We start from the raw sequence: 21101 nt of genomic DNA, 5'->3' as shown, positions 1-21101 counted from the left end.
GGGCCGGGCGTGTCAGGTGCCCTTGACGTTGAGGATCTGGCGCAGCGCGTATTCGATGTCCACCAGCTCCGCGGCATCGGCCATCACCTGGTCGATGTCCTTGTAGGCGTCGGGGATCTCGTCCACCCACGCCTCGCCGTGGCGGTACTCGATGCCGGCCATGCGGGCCGCCAGGTCCTCGGCGGTGAACCGCCTGCGGGCCTCGCTGCGGGAGAACCGGCGTCCGGCGCCGTGCGGCGCCGAGCACAGCGCGGCCGCGTTGCCCTTGCCGCGCACCACATACGACCGTGTGCCCATCGAGCCGGGAATGACCGAGCGCACCCCGATGCCGGCGTCGACCGCCCCCTTGCGGGTCAGCCACACCTGCCTGCCCGCGTGCTCCTCCAGGCGGGTGTAGTTGTGGTGGGAGTTGACCCGCTCGGTCTCGACGCGTTGGGCCTGCACCCCCATCCAGTCGGCGAAGACCTGCCGGAACCGGTCCATCATCTCGGCCCGGTTCTCGTAGGCGAACCTCTGCGCCCAGTTCAGCTCCCTGATGTAGTCGGCGAACTCCGGGGTGTCACCGGGCAGATAGGCCAGGTCCGGGTTGGGCAGGGCGACCCGGCGTTGCCGCATCAGCTGCCGGGCGATCCGGATGTGCTTCTGGGCGATCTTGTTCCCGACGCCGCGCGAACCCGAATGCAGGAACAGCCACACCCCGGCGCGGTCGTCCACACACAGCTCGATGAAGTGGTTCCCGCCCCCGAGTGAGCCGAGTTGCCGTGGCCAGGTGGGGGAGTGCGAGAGGTCGACCTTCTCGGCGCGGGCCAGATCGTCGAGGATGGCGATCCGGTCGGCGGTGAAACCGAACCGGCGGGTGTCGCTGTTGTAGTGGCCCGGCGAGAGCGGGATCGCGCCCTCGATCGCCGCGCGCAGCGCCGGCAGGTCGCGGCCGGTCAGGTCGTCCTCGGTGAACCGTGTCCGTGCGGCGACCATCCCGCAGCCGATGTCCACGCCGACGGCGGCCGGAATCACCGCGTCCACGGTGGGGATCACGGTGCCCACCGCCGAACCCTTGCCGAGGTGGGCATCGGGCATCAGCGCCACGTGGGGGTGGACGAACGGCATCGACGCCGTCTGCCTGGCCTGCGCGACGGTCGCGTCGTCGATCACCGACGCGAAGTTGACGAGCTTGGCCCCCTCGATCCGTTGTGCGGTCACGGATCCATCCTCCCGGTGCCGTCGAGCGGTTTTGCGTCGCGAGGGGCCGTTCGGCGCCCCGCCCTGCCGCTCGTGTGCGCGCCTCGTGTGTGCGAAGTCACCGGTTTGTCACCCGCATATAACGGAAATTGGTAACAATCGTGATCTGCCACGCCGATATGTCAGTGAAACGTGATCCGGCCGAGATCGAGACGGCCACTGACCGAGCGGAGCCGCCCATGCGCCGTTTGAGCGTCCGATCGCTGTTCGTCGCGCTGGTCGCCGCCGTCATCGGCGTCGCACTGGGCTCGGTGAACCCGGTGGCCTCGGCCGGCGCGGACCCGGGCGTGCTGGTTCATCCCGGCATGGAGATCCGACAGGGCGCCAACATCTGCACACTGGGCTACGTCGACCCCGCGCTGCGGGTGGCGTTCACCGCCGGGCACTGCCGGGCGGACGGGCCGGTCACCGATGCCGCGGGCCGTCCGATCGGGACGGTGTCGGTGTTCCGCAACAACACCCCCAACGGTACGACGGTCACCACCGATCAGGTGATCGCCGACTACGAGGCGATCCTGCTGACCGACGACGTCGCGGTGAACAACGTGCTGCCCAGCGGTCTGCCGCTGGAGTCCCGCCCCGGGCGCATCGCCGCCGCCGGTGAACCGGTGTGCCACTTCGGCATCATCACCAAGGAGAGCTGCGGCACCGTGGACCGGGTCAACAACGGGTGGTTCACCATGGCCAACGGCGTCGTCAGCCAGAAGGGCGACTCCGGTGGGCCGGTGTACGTGATCGACGGGACCAGCGCGGTGATCATCGGACTGTTCAACAGCACCTGGGGCACCTACCCGGCGGCGGTCTCCTGGCAGGCCGCCGGCGACCAGATCCGGGAGGACATCAACGTCAGCCCCAATCCCACCGCGAAGAACGTGGTGTGGTCGCAGTTCCTGCAGACGCACTGAACCCGGCCCGGCGCTCAGGGGGCCAGGACGAAGACCGGGATCGACGGAGCCACCCGCCGAATCTGCTCGTCCCCGGAATCCAGCGTCAGCCCGCCGAAGTGACCCTTCACCTCCCAGTGCCACCGGTCCAGATAGTGGCGTAGCAGCGGGGTCTTGTCCTCGTCGGCGACCGCGGCCACCCGGCGGCGCCGCCGTGCCCAGCGGGGCCCCAGCTCGACCTCCCCGGCCGCGCCGACGTTGCGGGCCCACTGGGTCTGCCCCCGCGGCGACACCAGATAGTCGACTCCACCGACGGTCAGCACGTTGACCACCACCGAACGCACCCGGCCGGTGTGCCGGCCCCGCACCCGCAGGGCCCGGGTGCCGGCGATGCTGACCCCGACCTCGGCCAGCCGGCGGATCAGCGCGGTGCCCAGGCGCGCGGCGGCGCCCGGTTCGTCGTAGCGCTCTTCCCTCATGTCCCTCATCGCATCCCCTACTCGTTGGACCCAAATCAGAGAGCAGTGCTCTCTAATTTGAGAGTGCCACGCGGGCCGGGAGAAATCAAGAGCACTGCTCTCTTTCTGTGTGAGACTGGGGCCATGGGCAAACGCCGCGACGCGCGCATGCAGGTCGAGAACCGGATCGTCGAGCTGGGCCGCCGCCAACTCGCCACGCACGGCGCGGCCGGGCTGTCGCTGCGGGCGATCGCCCGCGACCTGGGCATGGTCTCCTCGGCGGTGTACCGCTACGTGGCCAACCGCGACGAGTTGCTGACCCTGCTGGTGATCGACGGATACACCGAGCTGGCCGACGCCGTCGAGGCGGCCCGGGGCGCCGACGGCGACTGGCGCGCCGACATCTCGGCGATGGCCCGCGCCGCCCGCGGCTGGGCGCTGGCCCATCCGGCGGGCTGGGCACTGCTCTACGGCAGCCCGGTGCCGGGCTACCACGCCCCGGCCGAGCGCACCGTGGGCCCCGGCACCCGGGTGATCGGCGCCCTGCTGACCGCGGTGTCGCGGGGGATCGCCTCGGGAGAGGTCGCCGGGGACGGCGACCCGCCGCCGGCCCCGCTGCGGGACGACTTCGCAGCCCTACGCGAGGAATTCGGCTTCGCGGGCACCGACGTGACGCTGGGTCGATGCTTCACGCTGTGGGCGACGCTGATCGGCGCGATAAGCCTGGAGGTCTTCGGCCAGTACGGCGAAGACACCCTCACCGACCCCGGCGCCCTGTTCGATCTCCAGGTGCGGACGGTGCTGGACGTGCTGGACCGCTGAGATGCTGACCTGCGCGACGGCGTCCGGCCGCCGACGGACGCGGATCTAGAACGTGTTCACCGCGGCGCCCGGTCCTCGTTCAGCCCTGTCGAACAGCGGCGCTTCGGATCCGTAGGCCCCTGGGCTATCCTGCGACACGATGCATATTCGTGTCCAGACCGGTGTCCGGCCCACAGCCCGGCCGGCGCCGCGCCACCGAGCACAGGAGCAGCGATGAGCACCGAGATCCCCGCCACCGTCGACGCCGCCGAGATCGCGTCCTGGACCGACGAGGTCGACGTGCTCGTCATCGGTTTCGGCATCGCCGGAGGGTGCGCGGCGGTCACCGCCGCCGCCACCGGGGCCCGGGTACTGGTACTGGAGAAGGCCGCCGCCGCGGGCGGCACCACCTCGATGGCCGGGGGGCATTTCTACCTCGGCGGCGGCACCGCCGTGCAGACGGCCACCGGCCACCAGGACAGCCCCGAAGAGATGTACAAGTACCTGGTCTCGCAGTCCCGCGACCCCGAGAAGGACAAGATCCGCGCCTACTGCGAGGGCAGTGTCGAACACTTCAACTGGCTCGAGGACCTCGGGTTCCAGTTCGAACGCAGCTTCTACCCGGGCAAGGTGGTGGTGCCGCCGGGCACCGAGGGGCTGTCCTACACCGGAAACGAGAAGGTCTGGCCGTTCTGTGAGCAGGCCCGGCCCGCCCCGCGCGGCCATTCGGTGCCGGTTCCCGGCGAGCTGGGCGGTGCGGCGATGGTGATCGACCTGCTGCTCAAGCGTGCCGACGAGCTCGGCGTGCAGTTCCGCTACGAGACCGGCGTGACCAATCTCGTCGTGGACGGCGCCGCCGACGACGCCGGCTCCGTCGTCCACTCAGTCGTCGGCGTGCGGTGGAAACACTTCACCGAGACCGGGGCGATCCGGGCGGGTGCGGTCATCGTCGCCGCCGGCGGTTTCGCGATGAACCCCGAGATGGTGGCCGAACACACCCCGGCGCTGGGCCAGCCGCGGCGCACCAAGCACCACGGCCTGGTCGCGCCCTACATCCTGGGCAATCCCAACGACGACGGTCTGGGCATCCGGATGGGGATCTCGGCGGGCGCGGCCACCAAGAACATGGACGAGGTGTTCATCACCGCGGCCGCCTACCCGCCGGAGATCCTGCTGACCGGCGTGATGGTGAACAAGAACGGTCAGCGTTTCGTCGCCGAGGACTCGTATCACTCCCGCACCTCCGCGTTCGTGCTGGAGCAACCCGACCAGACGGCCTATCTCATCGTCGACGAGGCACACATGCAGATGCCGGAGATGCCGCTGATCCGTTTCCTCGACGGCTACGAGACCATCGCCGAGATGGAGTCGGCGCTGGGCATTCCCGAGGGGAATCTGGCCGCCACCCTGGCGCGCTACAACGACAACGCCGCCCGCGGTGAGGATCCCGACTTCCACAAACAGCCGGACTACCTCGCGGCCCAGGACCGGGCCCCGTGGGCGGTGTTCGATCTGTCGCTGGGCCGGGCGATGTACTCCGGCTTCACGATGGGCGGCCTGGCCACCACCGTGGACGGGGAGGTGCTGCGCGAGGACGGCAGCGTCATCGACGGGCTGTACGCGGCCGGGGCCTGCGCGGCCAACATCGCCCAGGACGGCCGGGGCTACGCCAGTGGGACGCAGCTGGGCGAGGGGTCGTTCTTCGGTCGCCGCGCCGGTGCGCACGCGGCCGCCCGCGCACACCGCTGACCCCCCGGAAACCCACCCGGAGCCGGGATCAGACCGGTTCGGGCACCGCCCCGCCGCCGTCTGCGGCGCCGCCGGCCCTGCTCAGCCGCCATTCGCCGCCCCCGAGCAGCTCGAGCTGCTGGATGTGATGGCGTGCGACGGTGCTGCGGTGAGTGACGCTGACCAGCACGGTCTCGGGCAACTCGTCGCGCACCAGCTGGTAGAGCGTGAGCTCCAGGCCCTCGTCGCAGGCGGAGGTCGCCTCGTCGAAGAACGCCACCTTGGGCTTGGTCAGCAGCACCCGGGCGAACGCGATGCGCTGCTGCTCGCCCGGCGACAGCCGCTTGGCCCAGTCGGCGACCTCGGAGAGCTTGCCCGCGCACTGCGGCAGCGCCACCTTGTTGAGCACCCGGATCAGCTCGTCGTCGGAGATCTCGCCGGGCTTGGCCGGGTAGGACACCACGGCACGCAGATCACCCAGGGGGACGTAGGGCATCTGCGACAGGAACATCGTCTCGTTCTCGCCCGGCGGGCAGCGCAACGTCCCGGAGGCGAACGGCCACAGCTGCGCCAGGCTGCGCAGCAGGGTGGTCTTGCCGGTGCCGGACCTGCCGGTGATCATCAGGGTGTCCCCGGCGTCGAGCCGCAGGTCGAGCGGGTCGATCAGGGTCTGCCCGTCGGGGGTGCGCACCTCGACCTCGTCGAGTTCGACCAGCGCGCCCCTGCTGGCCGCCACGGTCAGCGACGGCAGCGCGCGGCCCGCCTCGTTGGCGGTCACCAGGCCGTAGAGCCGGATGATCGAGGCCCGCCAGCCGGCGAACTGGTCGTAGGCGTTGCGGAAGAACGACAGACCGTTCTGGATGCTGCTGAACGCCGAGGCGGTCTGGGTGACGTCACCGAGCTTGATGTCGCCGGCGAACATCCGCGGCGCCTGCAGGATCCAGGGCAGCGGCACGATGATCTGGCTGATCGACAGGTTCCAGCCGTAGAAACCCATCATCCGGTTGATGTAGCGCTTGTAGTTGGTCACCACCGGGGCGAAGCGCTCGTGCAGCTGCAGCCGCTCGGCGGCCTCGCCGCGGTAGAACGCCACCGCCTCGGAGGCGTCGCGCAACCGCACCAGGGCGTAGCGGAACGCCGCGTTGAAGCGCTCGTTGTCGAAGCTGAGCCGGATGATCGGCCGGCCGATCCAGAACGCGAAGAAGGTGGCGATCACCACGTAGCCCAGGCCGATCCAGAACATCGCGCGCGGCATGGTGAACCCGAGGAACGTCAGGTCCCCGGACAGGTTCCACAGGATCACCGTGAACGAGATGACCGACGTGATGGCCTCGACGGCGCCGAACAACAGCGTGGAGGTGGTGGTGTTGTTCGGGGTGTTGGGCATGGGGCCGGTGCTGGCGGTGAAGATGTCGATGTCGGCCTGGATGCGCTGGTCGGGGTTGTCGATGCCGGTGTCGATGAACCGGCTGCGGTAGTAGGCGTGGCCGTCGAGCCAGTCGCCGGTGAGCCGGTCGGTCAGCCAGGCCCGCCACGCCAGCATGAAGCGCTGCATCATGAACAGGTCCAGCATCACCCGGCCGACGTGGATGGTCGCCAGGACGGCGAAGACCAGCAACGACGTCCAGAATCCGTCGATACCGGACTGTTTGACCTCCGGGGCGTCGGCGGCCATGCCCTGCACCGCGACCTGCGCCGCCGAGTACAGGTCGTTTCCCTGGAAGCTGAGCAGCACGTCGATGCGCACCCCGACGATCACCGACAGCAGCAGCACGCCCAGCCACAGCCACACCCGCAGGCTCGACCGGCCGGTGAAGTAGTCGCCGGTGATGCGCCAGAACTGCCGGCCCCAGGTCGTGAACCGGCCTATCGGCACCAGCACGATCAGGGTGCAGACCGCGGCGATCGCCCAGGCCCGCACGATCCACATCAGCGACGGGACGAGCTCGTGACCCCAGTCCAGCGAGGGTGCGAACAATTCCACCCCGGCAAGGTACCTTGCAGACCCTGACCGAGCGCTGTAAGTCGCCGGGTGCGCTCACCGCGCCGGTTCAGCGCGGCGCGGTGGGCTCGGCCAGCCGCCAACCGCCGTCGCCGAGGAGTTCCAGCCGCCGGTCGTGGAACTGTTCGACGGTGCTGCGGTGGCTCACGCTGACCACGATGGTGTCGGGCAGCTCGGCGCGCAGCAGGCGGTAGAGCATCAGCTCCGTGCCGCCGTCCAGCGCGGAGGTCGACTCGTCGAGGAACACCACCTTCGGCCGGTTCAGCAGCACCCGGGCAAAGGCGATGCGCTGCTGCTCGCCCGGGGAGAGCTCCCTGGCCCAGTCCTTGACCTCGCCCAGTCGCAGCATCAGGTGCGGCAGGGCCACCTTGACCAGGGTGCGCTGGATGTCCGCATCGGCGACGCAGCCCTCCGGCAGCGGGTAGCTGACCACCGCGCGCAGGTCTCCCAGCGGCACATAGGGGGTCTGCGAGACGAACATCACCTCCCGGTCGCGGCGGGGATAGCCCACCCGCCCCGACGCGTAGGGCCACAGCCCGGCCAGGCTCTCCAGCAGCACCGTCTTGCCGCTGCCCGAGGGACCCTTGATCATCACCGTGTCGCCGTGGTCCAGGCTCAGATCCAGTGACCGCACCAGCGATCGGCCGTCGGGCCGGCGGACGTCGATCCCCGACAACCGGACCGCCCCGTCGGGACGGTCGACCGGATCGAGGCGGGGCATCGCCCGGGCCCGGCGGTTGGCGTCGATCAGCCCGTGCAGACGCAGCACGGCCGCCCGGTAGCCGGCGAACGAGTCGTAGGCGTTGCGGAAGAACGACAGCGAATCGTGGATGGCGTGAAAGGCCGTCGCCGACTGCATCACGTCGCCGAAGGAGATCTCCTGGGCGAAGAGCCGCTGGGCCTGCACCAGATACGGCAGGGGGTTGATCGCCTGACTGACCGAGGCGTTCCAGCCCAGGAACATCACCATCCGGTTGAGCCAGTGCCGGTAGTTGCCGATCAGCGAGGACAGCCGCCGGTCGAGCAGATCGCGTTCGACGTTCTCGCCGCGGTAGAAGCCGACCGCGCCCGCGGAGTCCTTCACCCTGGTCAGGGCGTAGCGGAATCCCGCGTTGCGCAGTTCGTTGACGAAGCTCAGCCGGATCAGCGGGTGGCCGATCCAGAACGCGACGACCGTCGCGGCCAGCACGTAGACGATGACGATCCAGAACAGCGCCCGCGGGACGGTCACGGAACCCACCACCAGCGGCCCCGACAGCTGCCACAGAATGGCCCCGAAGAACACCACGGTCAGCAGCGACTCGACCGCACCGAACAGCAGTGTGCTGCCCGAGGAGTAGGCCGGGACGTTCTGCTGACCACCGACCCCGGCGGTGACCACGTCGATGTCCTGCTGGATCCGCTGGTCCGGGTTGTCGATCGGGTGGGTGGCCAACTGCCCGCGGAAGTAGGCGTAGCCATCGAGCCAGTCGCCGATCAACCGCCGGCTCAGCCACACCCGCCAGCGCATCATGAAGCGCTGCGCCAGGTAGAGATCGGCCAGGAACCGCACGATGGACAGTGCCGCGAGCACCGCGAACACCACCATCGCCATCCAGAACCCGTGGATGCCTTGCTCTTTGAGCCCCGGATCGGCGGAACCGCTGCCCTGAAACGCGATCTGCAGCGCCGAGAACAGGTCGTTGGCGTAGTAGCTGAGCAGCACGCTGATCCGCACCGCGACGATCGTCGACAGCAGCAGGGCGGCCAGCATCGCCCACACCGGCAGGCTGTCGCGTCCGGTGAAGTAGCCGCCGGTGACCTCGCGGAACTGGCGCCCCCACACCGTGAGCCGGCCCACCGCCAGCAGCGCGGCGATCAGCAGTGGGGCGGTCACACCGAAGGTGGCCAGCACCCACAGCGTCGAATGTCCCAGCTCGTGGCCCCAGTCGATCGACGGTGTGAGCACCTGCCGGTCCATCGAGCACCCCCTCCGCGGCTGCCGCGCGGCCGCTCTGGGGGCAAGCTACCGCGCGGCGCCGGACGTCGGATGCAGATGACGCACGAGGCCGGGCGCACCCGAAGGCGCGCGGGTCCCGCGCCGTCCCGCCCGCCCGCACGGAGCCGGACCGGCGCCCGCGTACCGTTGTCGTGTGAGCAAGACCTCCAAGACGTCCACCAAGCCCGGCGCCGCCAAGCAGGGGCGGGTGTCCGGCCGGTTCTGGAAGCTGCTGGGCGCCAGCACCGAGAAGAACCAGAACCGCTCGATGAGCGAGGTGCGCGCGGCCGCCGAATTCGCGGACAAGGCCGCCGAACTCGACGACGAGCGGCTGCGCAAGGCCGCCCAGCTGCTCAACCTCGAGGACCTCGCCGACTCCGCCGACATCCCGCAGTTCCTGGCCATCGCCCGGGAGGCCGCCGAGCGCGCCACCGGGCTGCGCCCCTTCGACGTGCAGCTGCAGGGCGCCCTGCGGATGCTGGCCGGCGACGTGGTGGAGATGGCCACCGGTGAGGGCAAGACGCTGTCCGGCGCGATCGCCGCCGCAGGGTACGCGCTGGGCGGGCGCCACGTGCACGTCATCTCGGTCAACGACTATCTGGCCCGCCGCGACGCCGAGTGGATGGGCCCGCTGCTGACCGCGCTCGGGCTGACCGTCGGCTGGATCACCGGCGAATCGAGCGCCGAGCAGCGCCGCGCCGCCTACCAGTGTGATGTCACCTACGCCTCGGTCAACGAGATCGGCTTCGACGTGCTGCGCGACCAGCTGGTCACCGACGCCGACGACCTGGTCTCACCCAACCCCGACGTCGCCCTCATCGACGAGGCGGACTCGGTGCTCGTCGACGAGGCCCTGGTGCCCCTGGTTCTCGCCGGCACCACCCACCGCGAGACACCGCGGCTGGAGATCGTCTCGCTCGTCGGCGACCTGACGCCCGGGGTCGACTACGCCTCCGACACCGACCGGCGCAACATCCACCTCACCGAGGCCGGTGCGCAGAAGGTGGAGAAGGCGCTCGGCGGCATCGACCTGTACTCCGAGGAGCACGTCGCGACCACGCTGACCGAGGTCAACGTGGCCCTGCACGCCCACGCGCTGCTGCAACGCGACGTGCACTACATCGTCCGCGACGGGGCGGTGCATCTGATCAACGCCTCCCGGGGACGGATCGCGCAGTTGCAGCGCTGGCCCGACGGGCTGCAGGCCGCCGTGGAGGCCAAGGAGGGCATCGAAACCACCGAGACCGGCGAGGTGCTCGACACCATCACGGTGCAGGCCCTGATCGACCGCTACCCGAGGGTATGCGGGATGACGGGGACCGCCATGGCCGCCGGTGAGCAGCTGCGTCAGTTCTACAAGCTGGGCGTCTCGCCGATCGCGCCGAACACCCCCAACATCCGCGAGGACGAGGTGGATCGGGTCTACATCACCGCCGCCTCGAAGATGGACGCGATCATCGAACACATCGCCGAGGTGCACGAGACCGGCCGCCCCGTCCTGGTCGGCACCCACGACGTCGCCGAGTCCGAGGAGCTGCACGAGCGGCTGCTCAAGCGCGGGGTGCCCGCGGTGGTGCTCAACGCCAAGAACGACGCCGAGGAGGCCGAGGTGATCGCCGAGGCCGGCGCCCTGCGCACGGTCACGGTCTCCACCCAGATGGCCGGCCGCGGCACCGACATCCGGCTGGGCGGCTCCGACGCGGACGACCACTCCGCCGATCACGCGAAGGTCGCCGAACTCGGTGGGCTGCACGTGGTGGGCACCGGGCGGCACAACACCGAGCGCCTGGACAACCAGCTGCGGGGCCGCGCCGGACGCCAGGGCGACCCGGGGTCCTCGGTGTTCTTCGCCAGCTGGGAGGACGAGGTCGTCGTCTCGCATCTGGACCCGGGCAAGCTGCCCAACGAGACCGACGAGGACGGCCGGATCGTCAGCCCGAAGGCGGCCTCCCTGCTCGATCACGCCCAGCGCGTCGCCGAGGGGCGGCTGCTCGACGTGCACGCCAACACCTGGCGCTACAACCAGCTGATCGCCCAGCAGCGCGCGATCATCGTCGACCGGCGCAACACGTTGCTGTCCACCGCGACGGCCCGCGACGAGCTCAAGGAGCTGGCGCCGGAGCGCTATGAGCAGCTGGCCGAGACGGTCTCCGAGGAGGAACTGGAGCGGATCTGCCGGCTGATCATGCTGTACCACCTCGACCGCGGCTGGGCCGATCATCTGGCCTTCCTGGCCGACATCCGGGAGAGCATCCACCTGCGCGCGCTGGGCCGGCAGAATCCGCTCGACGAGTTCCACCGGATGGCCGTCGACGCGTTCGCCTCGCTGGCCGCCGATGCCGTGGAGGCCGCCCAGCAGACCTTCGAAACCGCCGATGTGCTCACCGACGAGCCGGGGCTCGACCTGTCCAAGCTGGCCCGCCCGACCTCGACGTGGACCTACATGGTGCACGACAACCCGCTGCAGGACGACACGCTGTCGGCGCTGAGCCTGCCCGGGGTGTTCCGGTAGGGCGGCCCGGCGTGGTCATCAACGGCGTGGTCATCAACTAGGGTTTGGCGGCATGACGCCCGCACCGGGGGGCACACGTGACCGGGTGTTGACCGTGCCCAACGCGCTGAGCGTGTTGCGCCTGGTTCTGATCCCGGTCTTCGTGTGGCTGCTGCTGTTCACCCAGTCCTACGGGTGGGCGGTGGGCGTGCTGATGTTCACCGGCGCCTCCGACTGGCTCGACGGCAAGCTGGCCCGCGTCCTCGACCAGTCCTCGCGGCTGGGGGAGCTGCTGGACCCGGCTGTCGACCGGCTGTTCATGGTGGTCGTACCGGTGACGTTCGCGGTGGCCGGGCTGGTGCCGTGGTGGGTGATCGCCATCCTGTTGATCCGTGACGGGCTGCTGGCGGCCATGCTGCCGGTGCTGCGCAGCCGGGGGCTCTCGGCGCTGCCGGTGACTTATATCGGCAAGGCGGCGACCTTCGCGCTGATGTCGGGGTTCCCCCTGATCCTGCTCGGCCAGTTCGACACCCTGGCCAGCCGGGTGGTCGGCGACATCGGCTGGGGCTTCCTGATCTGGGGACTGGGCATGTACGTGTGGTCCTTCGTGCTCTACGCCATCCAGTTCACGATGGTGGTGCGGCGACTGCCCCGGGTGAACGGAGCCGCCGCACCCGCGGGAGAGCACCGGCCGTGACCGACCGGGACGAGACCGACCGGGACAGGGCGCTGGGCGGCTACGACCCGTCGGCGGGTCTGAGCGCCGGCCGCGCCGCGCAGGTGCGCAAGCTCCCGGTGCCCTCGCTGCTGCGTTCGCTGCTCTCCGAACACCTCGACCCCGGCTACGCGGCGGCGGCGGCCAGTCATGACCGCACCCGGCACCCCTGGCTGTGGCAGTTGGTGGGCGCGCTGCTGATCGCCGCGGTGTTCGCCGCGGCAGTCGCGCAGGCCCGCTCGACCGCACCGGGGCTCAGCGAGGTGCAGCGCGGGCTGGTGACCGGCGTACAGACCGCCGAGGGATCCAACGACGAACTCGCGCAGCGCCGCGACGAGCTGGCGGCCGCCGTCGACGACGAGCAGCGTCGCCGGCTCCAGGACGGCACCGAGGGCCGGCAGCTGCTGGACCGCCTCGACGCGCTGAGCCTCGCCGACGCGAGCACCCCGCTGATCGGCCCGGGGCTGAGCGTGACGGTGACCGAGCCGGCCGCCGACCGCAATCTGACGGACCTCACCGATGTGTCCAAGCAGCGGGTGCAGGGCAGCCGGCAGGTGATCCTGGATCGCGACCTGCAGCTGGTGGTCAATTCGCTGTGGGCCAGCGGCGCCGAGGCGGTCGCGGTCGGCGGGATCCGGATCGGCCCCAACGTGACCATCCGGCAGGCGGGCGGGGCGATCCTGGTCGACAATCACCCCATCAGCAGCCCCTACACCGTCGTGGCGATCGGCGCACCGCACGGCCTGCGGGACACCTTCGAACGCAGCGCGGGATTGACCCGCCTGCGGCTGCTGGAGACGTCCTACGGTGTCGGAGTGTCCGTCAGCACCGCCGACGGGCTGACCGTGCCGGCGGGGACCACCCGAGACGTCAGGTTCGCCGAACAGATGGGGCCGTGAGCGTGGGTACGGAGGTGGAACCGACCATAAACACCGAGGTGGAACCGACCATAAACACCGAGGTGGAACCGACCATGGGTACGGAGGTGGAACCGACCATAAACACCGAGGTGGAACCGACCATGGACACAGAGGTGGAACCGACCATTGATGCGGAGGTGGAGGCCGTCGGCACCGTCGATCTGAGCACCGGACCGGAGGGGAAGATTCGATGATCGGTATCGCAGCCCTGGTGGTGGGCATCGTGCTGGGGCTGGTCTTCCACCCCAGCGTGCCCGAAGTGGTGCAGCCCTATCTGCCCATCGCGGTGGTGGCCGCGCTGGACGCGGTGTTCGGCGGGCTGCGCGCCTACCTGGAGCACATCTTCGACGCCAAGGTCTTCGTGGTGTCGTTCGTGTTCAACGTGCTGGTCGCGGCGCTGATCGTCTATCTCGGCGATCAGCTCGGTGTCGGCACCCAGCTATCCACCGCCATCATCGTGGTGCTCGGGATCCGGATCTTCGGCAACGCCGCCGCCCTTCGCCGCCGGCTGTTCGGGGCCTGAGCCGTGGCCGACCACGACGACCGGAGCGCACCCGTGGCGGCCGAGCACGGACGCCACGAGATGCCGCCTGAGAAGACTCTGCGGGCGGGACGCGCGCGTTCGCAGTTGGTGTTCGGCACGCTGGCGGTGCTGCTGTGCCTGGCGCTGGGCATCGCGATCGCCACCCAGGTGCGCCAGACCGAGTCCGGCGACGCCCTCGACGCGGCGCGGCCCGCCGATCTGCTTGTGCTGCTGGATTCGTTGCAGCAACGTGAGGCCGCGCTCAACGGTGAGGTCGCCGAGCTGCAGCGCACCCTGGCCGCACTGCAGGCGTCGGGCAGCTCGGATCAGGCGGCGATCGACAACGCCAAGGCCCGGCTGGCGGCGCTGTCGATCCTCGTCGGCACCGTCGGGGCCACCGGCCCGGGGGTGACGATCACCATCGCCGACCCGCGCCGGGGGGTGGCGCCGGAGACGATGCTCGACGTGATCAACGAGCTGCGGGCCGCCGGCGCCGAGGCGATCGAGATCACCGCGGGCGATCAGGGCGTGCGGGTGGGTGTGGACACCTGGGTGGCCGGCCGACCCGGCGGACTCGCCGTCGACGGCGACACGCTGACGCCGCCGTACACGGTTCTGGCGATCGGCGATCCGCCCACGCTGGCGGCCGCGATGAACATTCCCGGCGGTGCCGTCGACAGCGTGGAGCGCGTCGGCGGTTCGATGAGCGTCGAGCAGGCCGAACGCGTGGACATCACCACCTTGCGGCAACCGAAACCGCCCCAATACGCTCAGCCAGTCAAGTGACGGCAGCCAAGCGAAATCTAGAGGGAGCGAGAGACGCAGTGACGGAGATCCCAGGCGATCTGCACTACACCGCCGAGCACGAGTGGGTGCGCCGCACCGGTCCGGACACCGTGCGAGTCGGCATCACCGACTACGCGCAGTCGGCACTCGGTGACGTCGTGTTCGTCCAACTGCCCGACGAGGGATCCGATCTCAGCGCCGGCGACGCCTTCGGCGAGGTGGAATCGACCAAATCGGTCTCTGACCTCTACGCGCCGCTGTCGGGCAAGGTGGCGGCCGTCAACGCCGCCCTGGAGGGCAGCCCCGATCTGGTGAACTCCGATCCCTACGGCGCGGGTTGGCTGGTCGACCTTCAGGTGGACGCGGGCTCCCTCGACGACGGCCTCGCCGGATTGCTCGACCCGGAGGCCTACCGCTCCACGCTGACCGAGTGAAGTGTTGTTAGGGTTCGGAGCGAACCGCCTTTCGCGCCGTGGCGGGCATAATTGAGCCCGACGCGCGGTAACGTCGATGCACGACGGTAAGGCGGCACGGTTCACCGGCGATATCGCCACAAGCAGCCTGTGAGGAGCAGCGTGTGACGGACAAGGACAGCAACTCGGGAGCCGACCAGGCCTCTGACGAAGTCACCGTGGAGACCACGTCGGTCTTCCGCGCGGACTTCCTCAACGAACTGGACGCCCCGGCGGCCACCAGCGGCTCGGGCACGGTGTCGGGGGTCGAGGGCCTCCCGGTCGGATCGGCGTTGCTGGTCGTCAAGCGCGGCCCGAACGCCGGATCCCGATTCCTGCTGGATCAGCCCAGCACCTCGGCGGGCCGTCATCCCGACAGCGACATCTTCCTCGACGACGTCACCGTCAGCCGGCGCCACGCGGAATTCCGGCTGGAGAACGGCGAGTTCCAGGTTGTCGACGTCGGCAGCCTCAACGGCACCTACGTCAACCGCGAGCCCGTCGACTCGGCGGTGCTGTCCAACGGGGACGAGGTCCAGATCGGCAAGTTCCGGCTGGTCTTCCTGACGGGCCCCAAGACCGACGATGGGGGATCCGAGGGCTAGTGACCGCACCCGATACTCCCGCGCTCAACGGGATGTCGATCGGCGCGGTGCTGGACCTGCTGCGACCCGATTTCCCGGATGTCACGATCTCCAAGATCCGCTTCTTGGAGGCCGAGGGGTTGGTCACGCCGCAGCGCACCGCCTCGGGGTATCGGAGATTCACCGCGTACGACTGTGCGCGGTTGCGGTTCATCCTCACTGCCCAGCGGGACCAGTACCTGCCGCTGAAGGTCATCAAGGCACAGCTCGACGCCCAGGCCGACGGGGAACTGCCCCAGAGCGGCTCGCCCTACGGCGTGCCGCGGCTGGTGCGCCCCGCCGGATCGGATACCGAACCGGGCACTGAATCGGATGCCGGACGGGACGCCACCGCCGCGCCGCTGCCCGGCTCGGCGGTGGGTCCCGCCAAGGTGCGACTGAGCCGCGAGGACCTGCTCGAGCGGTCGGGCGCCGGCACCGCCGAGGCCGCCGAACTGCTGACCGCCCTGACGAAGGCCGGGGTCATCACGACCGGGCCTGGGGGCTTCTTCGACGAGCATTCGGTGGTGATCCTGCAGTGCGCGCTGGCGCTGAGCGAGTACGGAGTGGAGCCACGACATCTGCGCGCCTTCCGGTCGGCCGCCGACCGTCAGTCCGATCTGATCGCCCAGATCGCCGGCCCGCTGGTCAAGACCGACAAGACCGGGGCCCGCGACCGCGCCGACGACCTCGCACGGGAGGTCGCCGCGCTGGCCATCACCCTGCACACGTCGCTGGTGAAATCCGCCGTGCGAGACGTACTGCACCGTTGAGGACTAGACTCGATCGCACGGGTTGGTGTTCGGGTTTCGGTCACGGACCGATCCACTGCCACCGCCTTTTTCCAGCAGCTTTGATGCGTGCGGAGGGCAGACACTGATGGGTGAAGTTCGAGTGGTCGGCATTCGCGTCGAGCAGCCGCAGAACCAACCGGTGCTGTTGCTGCGGGAGGCCAACGGTGACCGATACCTCCCCATCTGGATCGGGCAGCCGGAGGCGGCCGCGATCGCGCTGGAGCAGCAGGGGCTGGAGTCCAAGCGCCCGATGACCCACGACCTGATTCGTGATGTCATTGCCGCGCTTGGCCATTCGCTCAAAGAGGTGCGGATCGTCGATCTCCGGGAAGGCACCTTCTACGCCGACCTGGTCTTTGACCGCGGGATCACGGTGTCGGCGCGACCGTCGGACTCCGTGGCGATCGCGCTGCGCGTCGGCGTGCCGATCTACGTCGAGGAGGCGGTGCTGGCCGAGGCCGGCCTGCTGATCCCCGACGAGGGCGACGAGGAGGCCAGCGGCCCGGTCCGCGAGGACGAGGTGGAGAAGTTCAAGGAATTCCTCGACAGCGTGTCACCCGACGACTTCAAGGCCACCTGAGGGAAACACGCGGGGACAGCGGCACCGGGGCCGGCGCGGCGTTTATCACGGATTCGTCTCATCTGGGGGTGTGCGTCCCGACACGCCCGAACGAGGCTGGGACGCGACCCCCCGACCGCTCATACTGAGGAAGCGAAAAACAGGTCCGGGTCGCCAACAGGGACCTGTCGGCAAGCGTATGCTCGGGACACTCGGGCGCGACAGATGCGGCTGACGGACGGCCGTGGACGACGAGACCGATCGGCGAGAGGATTCTACGGTGGGCGATCAGCCACGGCAGGAAGAGTTGGATCTGGACGCCGCGGCCCAACGGACGCCGGAGGATGCGCAGTCGCTGCCGGCCGAGACGGCCGAGGTCGCCGACACCGTCGAGCCCGGCGTGCAGGGCGGGCTGTTCCCCGACGATTCCGTCCCCGACGAGCTGGTCGGCTACCGCGGCCCCAGCGCCTGCCAGATCGCGGGCATCACCTACCGCCAACTCGACTACTGGGCCAGGACGTCGCTGGTGGTGCCGTCGATCCGCAGCGCGGCCGGGTCGGGGAGCCAACGGCTGTACTCGTTCAAGGACATCCTGGTCCTCAAGATCGTCAAGCGGCTCCTGGACACCGGCATCTCGCTGCACAACATCCGCGTCGCCGTCGACCACCTGCGCCAGCGCGGCGTCCAGGATCTGGCCAACATCACGCTGTTCTCCGACGGCACCACCGTCTACGAGTGCACCTCGGCCGAAGAGGTGGTCGACCTGCTGCAGGGCGGTCAGGGCGTGTTCGGCATCGCCGTCAGCGGAGCGATGCGCGAACTGACCGGCGCGATCGCCGACTTCCCCGGCGAGCGGGCCGACGGCGGCGAGTCCATCGCCGCCCCGGAGGACGAGCTCGCCTCCCGCCGCAAGCACCGCGACCGCAAGATCGGCTGAGGCACGCCGCCGACACCCCGCCCGGGTAAGCTGGACGGCGCATCGCCCCAGCGCGGGAGAGTTCTGTGGCCGCCAGCCACAGGCGCCGAAGGAGCAACACCTCTCCGTCAACCTCTCAGGCACCCCGGACCGCGCCGGGCCACGATGCCTCTGGAAAGCGGTGGCCCGGTTCCCCGGTCCGCCCGCCCATGGGGAAAGGCCCGTCTCCGCCGGCCCGGTGGGGTGGACCGAATCTCTCAGGCGCCCGGCTCGGGTCGACGACAGAGGGGGAGGACCACCGAGTTCTTCGGTGTGCCCAGCTTCGCCCTCTAGGAGTCCCATGGTCCCCACCTCGCGGCACGATTCGTCAGTCACCGGGCCCGTCTTCGGGTCGGTCTTCGCCGACCGGCACATCGGCCCCGACGCCGACGCGGTGACGGCGATGCTGGCCGTCATCGGAGTCGACTCCCTCGACGAGCTGGCCGCCAAGGCGTTGCCGGCGGGGATCCTCGACGCGCTGACCCCGACCGGCTCGGCGCCCGGGCTCGACACCCTGCCCCCGGCGGCCAACGAGCACGAGGCACTCGCCGAGTTGCGCGCCCTGGCCGACAGCAACACCGCGGCCGTGTCGATGATCGGGCAGGGCTACTACGACACGCTGACCCCGCCGGTGCTGCTGCGCAACATCCTGGAGAACCCGGCCTGGTACACCGCCTACACGCCGTATCAGCCCGAGATCAGCCAGGGCCGGCTGGAGGCGCTGCTCAACTTCCAGACCATGATCGCCGAGCTGACCGGACTGGAGATCGCCAACGCCTCGATGCTGGACGAGGGGACCGCGGCCGCCGAGGCGATGACGTTGATGCACCGGGCGGTGCGCGGCCCGTCGCGGCGGCTGGCCGTGGACACCGACGTGTTCGCCCAGACCGCGGCGATCCTGGCGACCCGCGCGAAGCCGCTGGGCATCGAGATCGTCACCGCCGATCTGCGCGACGGCCTGCCCGAGGGCGACTTCTTCGGCGTGATCGTCCAGCTGCCGGGAGCCGGCGGCCGGATCACCGACTGGTCCGCTCTGGTCGAGCAGGCCCACGAGCGCGGCGCCCTGGTGGCCGTCGGCGCCGACCTGCTGGCCTCGACGCTGCTCACCCCGCCGGGGGAGCTCGGCGCCGACGTCGCCTTCGGCAGCGCCCAGCGGTTCGGGGTGCCGATGGGGTTCGGCGGTCCGCACGCGGGATTCATGGCGGTGCACGCCAAGCACGCCCGCCAGCTGCCCGGCCGCCTGGTCGGGGTGTCCGTGGACGCCGATGGCGCCCCGGCCTACCGGTTGTCGCTGCAGACCCGCGAACAGCACATCCGCCGTGACAAGGCGACGTCGAATATCTGCACCGCGCAGGTGCTGCTGGCGGTGATGGCCGCGATGTATGCCAGCTACCACGGCGCCGAGGGACTGACCGCGATCGCGCGCCGGGTGCACGGGCACGCCGCGACGCTGGCCGGGGCGTTGGGCGACGCGCTGGTCCACGACCGCTTCTTCGACACCGTGCTGGCCCGGGTGCCGGGTCGCGCCGACGAGGTGGTGGCCGCGGCGAAGGAGCGGGGGATCAACCTGTGGCGCGTCGACGGCGACCACGTGTCGGTGTCCTGTGACGAGGCGACCACCGAGGCGCACGTGGCGGCGGTGCTCGAGGCATTCGGGCTGGCCGCCGCCGCACCGGCCCGCCCCGAGATCGCCACCCGGACCTCGGAGTTCCTGACCCATCCGGCGTTCACCGACTACCGCACCGAGACCTCGATGATGCGTTACCTGCGGGCGCTGGCCGACAAGGACATCGCCCTGGACCGCAGCATGATCCCGCTGGGCTCGTGCACCATGAAGCTCAACGCCGCCGCCGAGATGGAGCCCATCACCTGGCCGGAGTTCGCCCGTCAGCACCCGTTCGCGCCGGTGTCCGACGCCCCGGGCCTGCGCAGGCTGATCTCGGATCTGCAGTCCTGGCTGACGGCGCTGACCGGCTACGACGCGGTCTCGCTGCAGCCCAACGCCGGTTCACAGGGCGAGTACGCGGGCCTGCTGGCGATCGCCGACTACCACGCCGGACGCGGGGAGGCGCATCGCGACATCTGCCTGATCCCCTCCAGCGCGCACGGCACCAACGCCGCCTCGGCGGCGCTGGCCGGGATGCGGGTGGTGGTGGTGGCCTGCCGCGAGAACGGCGACGTGGATCTCGACGATCTGCGCGCCAAGATCAGCGAACACGCCGACAAGCTGGCGGCGCTGATGATCACCTACCCGTCCACCCACGGGGTCTACGAGCACGACATCGCCGAGATCTGCGCCGCGGTGCACGACGCGGGCGGGCAGGTCTATGTCGACGGCGCCAACCTCAACGCCCTGGTGGGGCTGGCCCGGCCGGGCAAGTTCGGCGGCGACGTCAGCCACCTGAATCTGCACAAGACGTTCTGCATTCCGCACGGCGGCGGCGGGCCCGGGGTGGGCCCGGTGGCGGTGCGCGCACACCTGGCGCCCTACCTGCCCGGCCACCCGCTGGCCCCGGAGCTGCCCGGGGGGCATCCGGTGTCCTCGGCCCCGTACGGTTCGGCGTCGATCCTGCCGATCACCTGGGCCTACATCCGGATGATGGGTGCCGACGGGCTGCGCGCGGCGACGCTGACCGCGATCGCGTCGGCCAACTACATCGCCCGGCGCCTCGACGAGTACTACCCGGTGCTGTACACGGGCAAGAACGGCATGGTCGCCCACGAGTGCATCCTGGATCTGCGGGCGATCACCAAGGCGACCGGCGTGACCGTCGACGACGTCGCCAAACGGCTGGCCGACTTCGGTTTCCACGCCCCGACCATGAGTTTCCCGGTGGCGGGCACGCTGATGGTGGAGCCCACCGAGAGCGAGAGCCTGGCCGAGGTGGACGCCTTCTGCGAGGCGATGATCGCCATCCGCGCCGAGATCGACAAGGTCGGATCGGGGGAGTGGCCCGCCGAAGACAACCCGCTGCGGGCCGCACCGCACACCGCCGAATGTCTGCTCACCGATGAGTGGACCCACCCCTACACCCGGGAGCAGGCCGCCTACCCGCTGGGCAAGAACTACCGGCCCAAGGTGTGGCCGCCGGTGCGCCGGATCGACGGCGCCTACGGCGACCGCAACCTGGTGTGCTCGTGCCCGCCGGTGGAGGCGTTCGCCTGAGGTACGCCTGCCCGCTGCCATCGATTC

Annotated in this window: 18 protein-coding genes, 1 pseudogene and 1 riboswitch; of the genes and pseudogenes, 15 read left to right on the top strand and 4 right to left on the bottom strand. The window is 70.0% G+C overall.

From position 1 onward, the window contains the following. Positions 1-12: 12 nt before the first annotated feature. Entirely contained in the window at positions 13-1200 is a 1188-nt protein-coding gene (locus tag CSR00_RS02215; protein WP_245905784.1) for an RtcB family protein, read from the bottom strand. Between the two features lie 218 nt (positions 1201-1418). On the opposite strand from CSR00_RS02215, the gene CSR00_RS02210 reads away from it, so the two are divergent. Next, on the top strand, positions 1419-2144 hold the full coding sequence (locus tag CSR00_RS02210; RefSeq protein WP_099020809.1) for an Rv1815 family serine proteinase: 726 nt from the start codon (positions 1419-1421) through the stop codon (positions 2142-2144). A 14-nt stretch (positions 2145-2158) separates the two neighbouring features. Here the strand turns inward: CSR00_RS02210 and CSR00_RS02205 are convergent, their stop codons facing one another. Further along, complete coding sequence (locus CSR00_RS02205) at positions 2159-2602, bottom strand: nitroreductase family deazaflavin-dependent oxidoreductase (protein ID WP_099020766.1); 444 nt, start codon at positions 2600-2602, stop codon at positions 2159-2161. A gap of 123 nt (positions 2603-2725) precedes the next feature. Here CSR00_RS02205 and CSR00_RS02200 point away from each other — a divergent pair, with 123 nt between their 5' ends. Together CSR00_RS02200 and CSR00_RS02195 are read left to right on the top strand one after the other, a co-directional pair. Next, positions 2726-3403 (top strand): TetR/AcrR family transcriptional regulator, encoded by a 678-nt coding sequence (locus CSR00_RS02200; RefSeq protein WP_099020765.1) that lies wholly within the window; start codon positions 2726-2728, stop codon positions 3401-3403. 213 nt (positions 3404-3616) lie between these two features. Next, on the top strand, positions 3617-5131 hold the full coding sequence (locus CSR00_RS02195; protein WP_099020764.1) for an FAD-binding protein: 1515 nt from the start codon (positions 3617-3619) through the stop codon (positions 5129-5131). Positions 5132-5159: 28 nt separating this feature from the next. Here the strand turns inward: CSR00_RS02195 and CSR00_RS02190 are convergent, their stop codons facing one another. Further along, the gene (locus CSR00_RS02190) at positions 5160-7040 is read right to left on the bottom strand and encodes an ABC transporter ATP-binding protein/permease (RefSeq protein WP_176561865.1); all 1881 of its coding nucleotides are present in this window, start codon (positions 7038-7040) and stop codon (positions 5160-5162) included. Between the two features lie 121 nt (positions 7041-7161). Next, complete coding sequence (locus tag CSR00_RS02185; protein ID WP_099020762.1) at positions 7162-9072, bottom strand: ABC transporter ATP-binding protein/permease; 1911 nt, start codon at positions 9070-9072, stop codon at positions 7162-7164. Positions 9073-9244: 172 nt separating this feature from the next. Between CSR00_RS02185 and secA2 the strand changes: the two genes are divergently transcribed. The 12 genes and pseudogenes from secA2 to gcvP all read left to right on the top strand — a co-directional run bounded on the left by secA2 (position 9245) and on the right by gcvP (position 21074). Continuing rightward, positions 9245-11602, top strand: coding sequence for an accessory Sec system translocase SecA2 (gene secA2, locus CSR00_RS02180; RefSeq protein ID WP_099020761.1), 2358 nt, complete (start codon positions 9245-9247; stop codon positions 11600-11602). A 52-nt stretch (positions 11603-11654) separates the two neighbouring features. Beyond that, positions 11655-12278, top strand: coding sequence for a CDP-alcohol phosphatidyltransferase family protein (locus tag CSR00_RS02175; protein WP_099020760.1), 624 nt, complete (start codon positions 11655-11657; stop codon positions 12276-12278). Beyond that, positions 12275-13195 carry a DUF881 domain-containing protein gene (locus CSR00_RS02170; RefSeq protein WP_099020759.1) on the top strand — a complete coding sequence of 307 codons (921 nt, stop codon included), beginning with the start codon at positions 12275-12277 and terminating at the stop codon, positions 13193-13195. Before CSR00_RS02175 ends, CSR00_RS02170 begins: the two co-directional genes overlap by 4 nt. After that, positions 13192-13410, top strand: coding sequence for a hypothetical protein (locus CSR00_RS02165; RefSeq protein WP_141564218.1), 219 nt, complete (start codon positions 13192-13194; stop codon positions 13408-13410). The genes CSR00_RS02170 and CSR00_RS02165 overlap by 4 nt, the downstream gene beginning before the upstream one ends. Next, positions 13407-13739 (top strand): small basic family protein, encoded by a 333-nt coding sequence (locus tag CSR00_RS02160; RefSeq protein ID WP_099020757.1) that lies wholly within the window; start codon positions 13407-13409, stop codon positions 13737-13739. Before CSR00_RS02165 ends, CSR00_RS02160 begins: the two co-directional genes overlap by 4 nt. 60 nt (positions 13740-13799) lie before the next feature. Further along, positions 13800-14525, top strand: a complete 726-nt coding sequence (locus CSR00_RS02155) for a DUF881 domain-containing protein (protein WP_099020808.1) — start codon at positions 13800-13802, stop codon at positions 14523-14525. A gap of 38 nt (positions 14526-14563) precedes the next feature. After that, positions 14564-14959 carry a glycine cleavage system protein GcvH gene (gene gcvH / locus CSR00_RS02150; protein ID WP_099020756.1) on the top strand — a complete coding sequence of 132 codons (396 nt, stop codon included), beginning with the start codon at positions 14564-14566 and terminating at the stop codon, positions 14957-14959. Positions 14960-15102: 143 nt separating this feature from the next. Then, a complete protein-coding gene (garA, locus tag CSR00_RS02145) occupies positions 15103-15582 on the top strand; it encodes a glycogen accumulation regulator GarA (RefSeq protein WP_099020755.1) in 480 nt (159 codons plus the stop codon). Further along, the gene (gene ftsR / locus CSR00_RS02140) at positions 15582-16373 is read left to right on the top strand and encodes a transcriptional regulator FtsR (RefSeq protein ID WP_099020754.1); all 792 of its coding nucleotides are present in this window, start codon (positions 15582-15584) and stop codon (positions 16371-16373) included. Before garA ends, ftsR begins: the two co-directional genes overlap by 1 nt. 106 nt (positions 16374-16479) lie before the next feature. Continuing rightward, positions 16480-16974 carry a bifunctional nuclease family protein gene (locus tag CSR00_RS02135; RefSeq protein WP_099020753.1) on the top strand — a complete coding sequence of 165 codons (495 nt, stop codon included), beginning with the start codon at positions 16480-16482 and terminating at the stop codon, positions 16972-16974. Positions 16975-17353: 379 nt separating this feature from the next. Further along, positions 17354-17890 (top strand): annotated as a pseudogene (locus CSR00_RS02130) (MerR family transcriptional regulator); the annotation flags it as partial. Between the two features lie 43 nt (positions 17891-17933). Then, positions 17934-18032: riboswitch (glycine riboswitch) on the top strand. Positions 18033-18209: 177 nt separating this feature from the next. Further along, positions 18210-21074 carry an aminomethyl-transferring glycine dehydrogenase gene (gcvP, locus tag CSR00_RS02125; protein ID WP_099020751.1) on the top strand — a complete coding sequence of 955 codons (2865 nt, stop codon included), beginning with the start codon at positions 18210-18212 and terminating at the stop codon, positions 21072-21074. Positions 21075-21101: the final 27 nt, after the last annotated feature.

Origin of the sequence: Mycolicibacterium palauense (assembly GCF_002592005.1) — a bacterium.
Taxonomy (GTDB): Bacteria; Actinomycetota; Actinomycetes; order Mycobacteriales; family Mycobacteriaceae; genus Mycobacterium; species Mycobacterium palauense.
This window is presented reverse-complemented; position numbering and strand designations above follow the sequence as displayed.

Excerpts from the sequence above, each read along its gene's own strand:
- CSR00_RS02210 (WP_099020809.1), top strand. The coding sequence starts at position 1,419 with ATGCGCCGTTTGAGCGTCCGATCGCTGTTCGTCGCGCTGGTCGCCGCC.
- gcvP (WP_099020751.1), top strand. The coding sequence starts at position 18,210 with ATGGTCCCCACCTCGCGGCACGATTCGTCAGTCACCGGGCCCGTCTTC.
- CSR00_RS02155 (WP_099020808.1), top strand. The coding sequence starts at position 13,800 with ATGCCGCCTGAGAAGACTCTGCGGGCGGGACGCGCGCGTTCGCAGTTG.
- CSR00_RS02135 (WP_099020753.1), top strand. The coding sequence starts at position 16,480 with ATGGGTGAAGTTCGAGTGGTCGGCATTCGCGTCGAGCAGCCGCAGAAC.
- CSR00_RS02200 (WP_099020765.1), top strand. The coding sequence starts at position 2,726 with ATGGGCAAACGCCGCGACGCGCGCATGCAGGTCGAGAACCGGATCGTC.
- CSR00_RS02185 (WP_099020762.1), bottom strand. The coding sequence starts at position 9,072 with ATGGACCGGCAGGTGCTCACACCGTCGATCGACTGGGGCCACGAGCTG.
- CSR00_RS02190 (WP_176561865.1), bottom strand. The coding sequence starts at position 7,040 with ATGTGGATCGTGCGGGCCTGGGCGATCGCCGCGGTCTGCACCCTGATC.
- CSR00_RS02205 (WP_099020766.1), bottom strand. The coding sequence starts at position 2,602 with ATGAGGGAAGAGCGCTACGACGAACCGGGCGCCGCCGCGCGCCTGGGC.
- CSR00_RS02195 (WP_099020764.1), top strand. The coding sequence starts at position 3,617 with ATGAGCACCGAGATCCCCGCCACCGTCGACGCCGCCGAGATCGCGTCC.
- CSR00_RS02175 (WP_099020760.1), top strand. The coding sequence starts at position 11,655 with ATGACGCCCGCACCGGGGGGCACACGTGACCGGGTGTTGACCGTGCCC.
- CSR00_RS02160 (WP_099020757.1), top strand. The coding sequence starts at position 13,407 with ATGATCGGTATCGCAGCCCTGGTGGTGGGCATCGTGCTGGGGCTGGTC.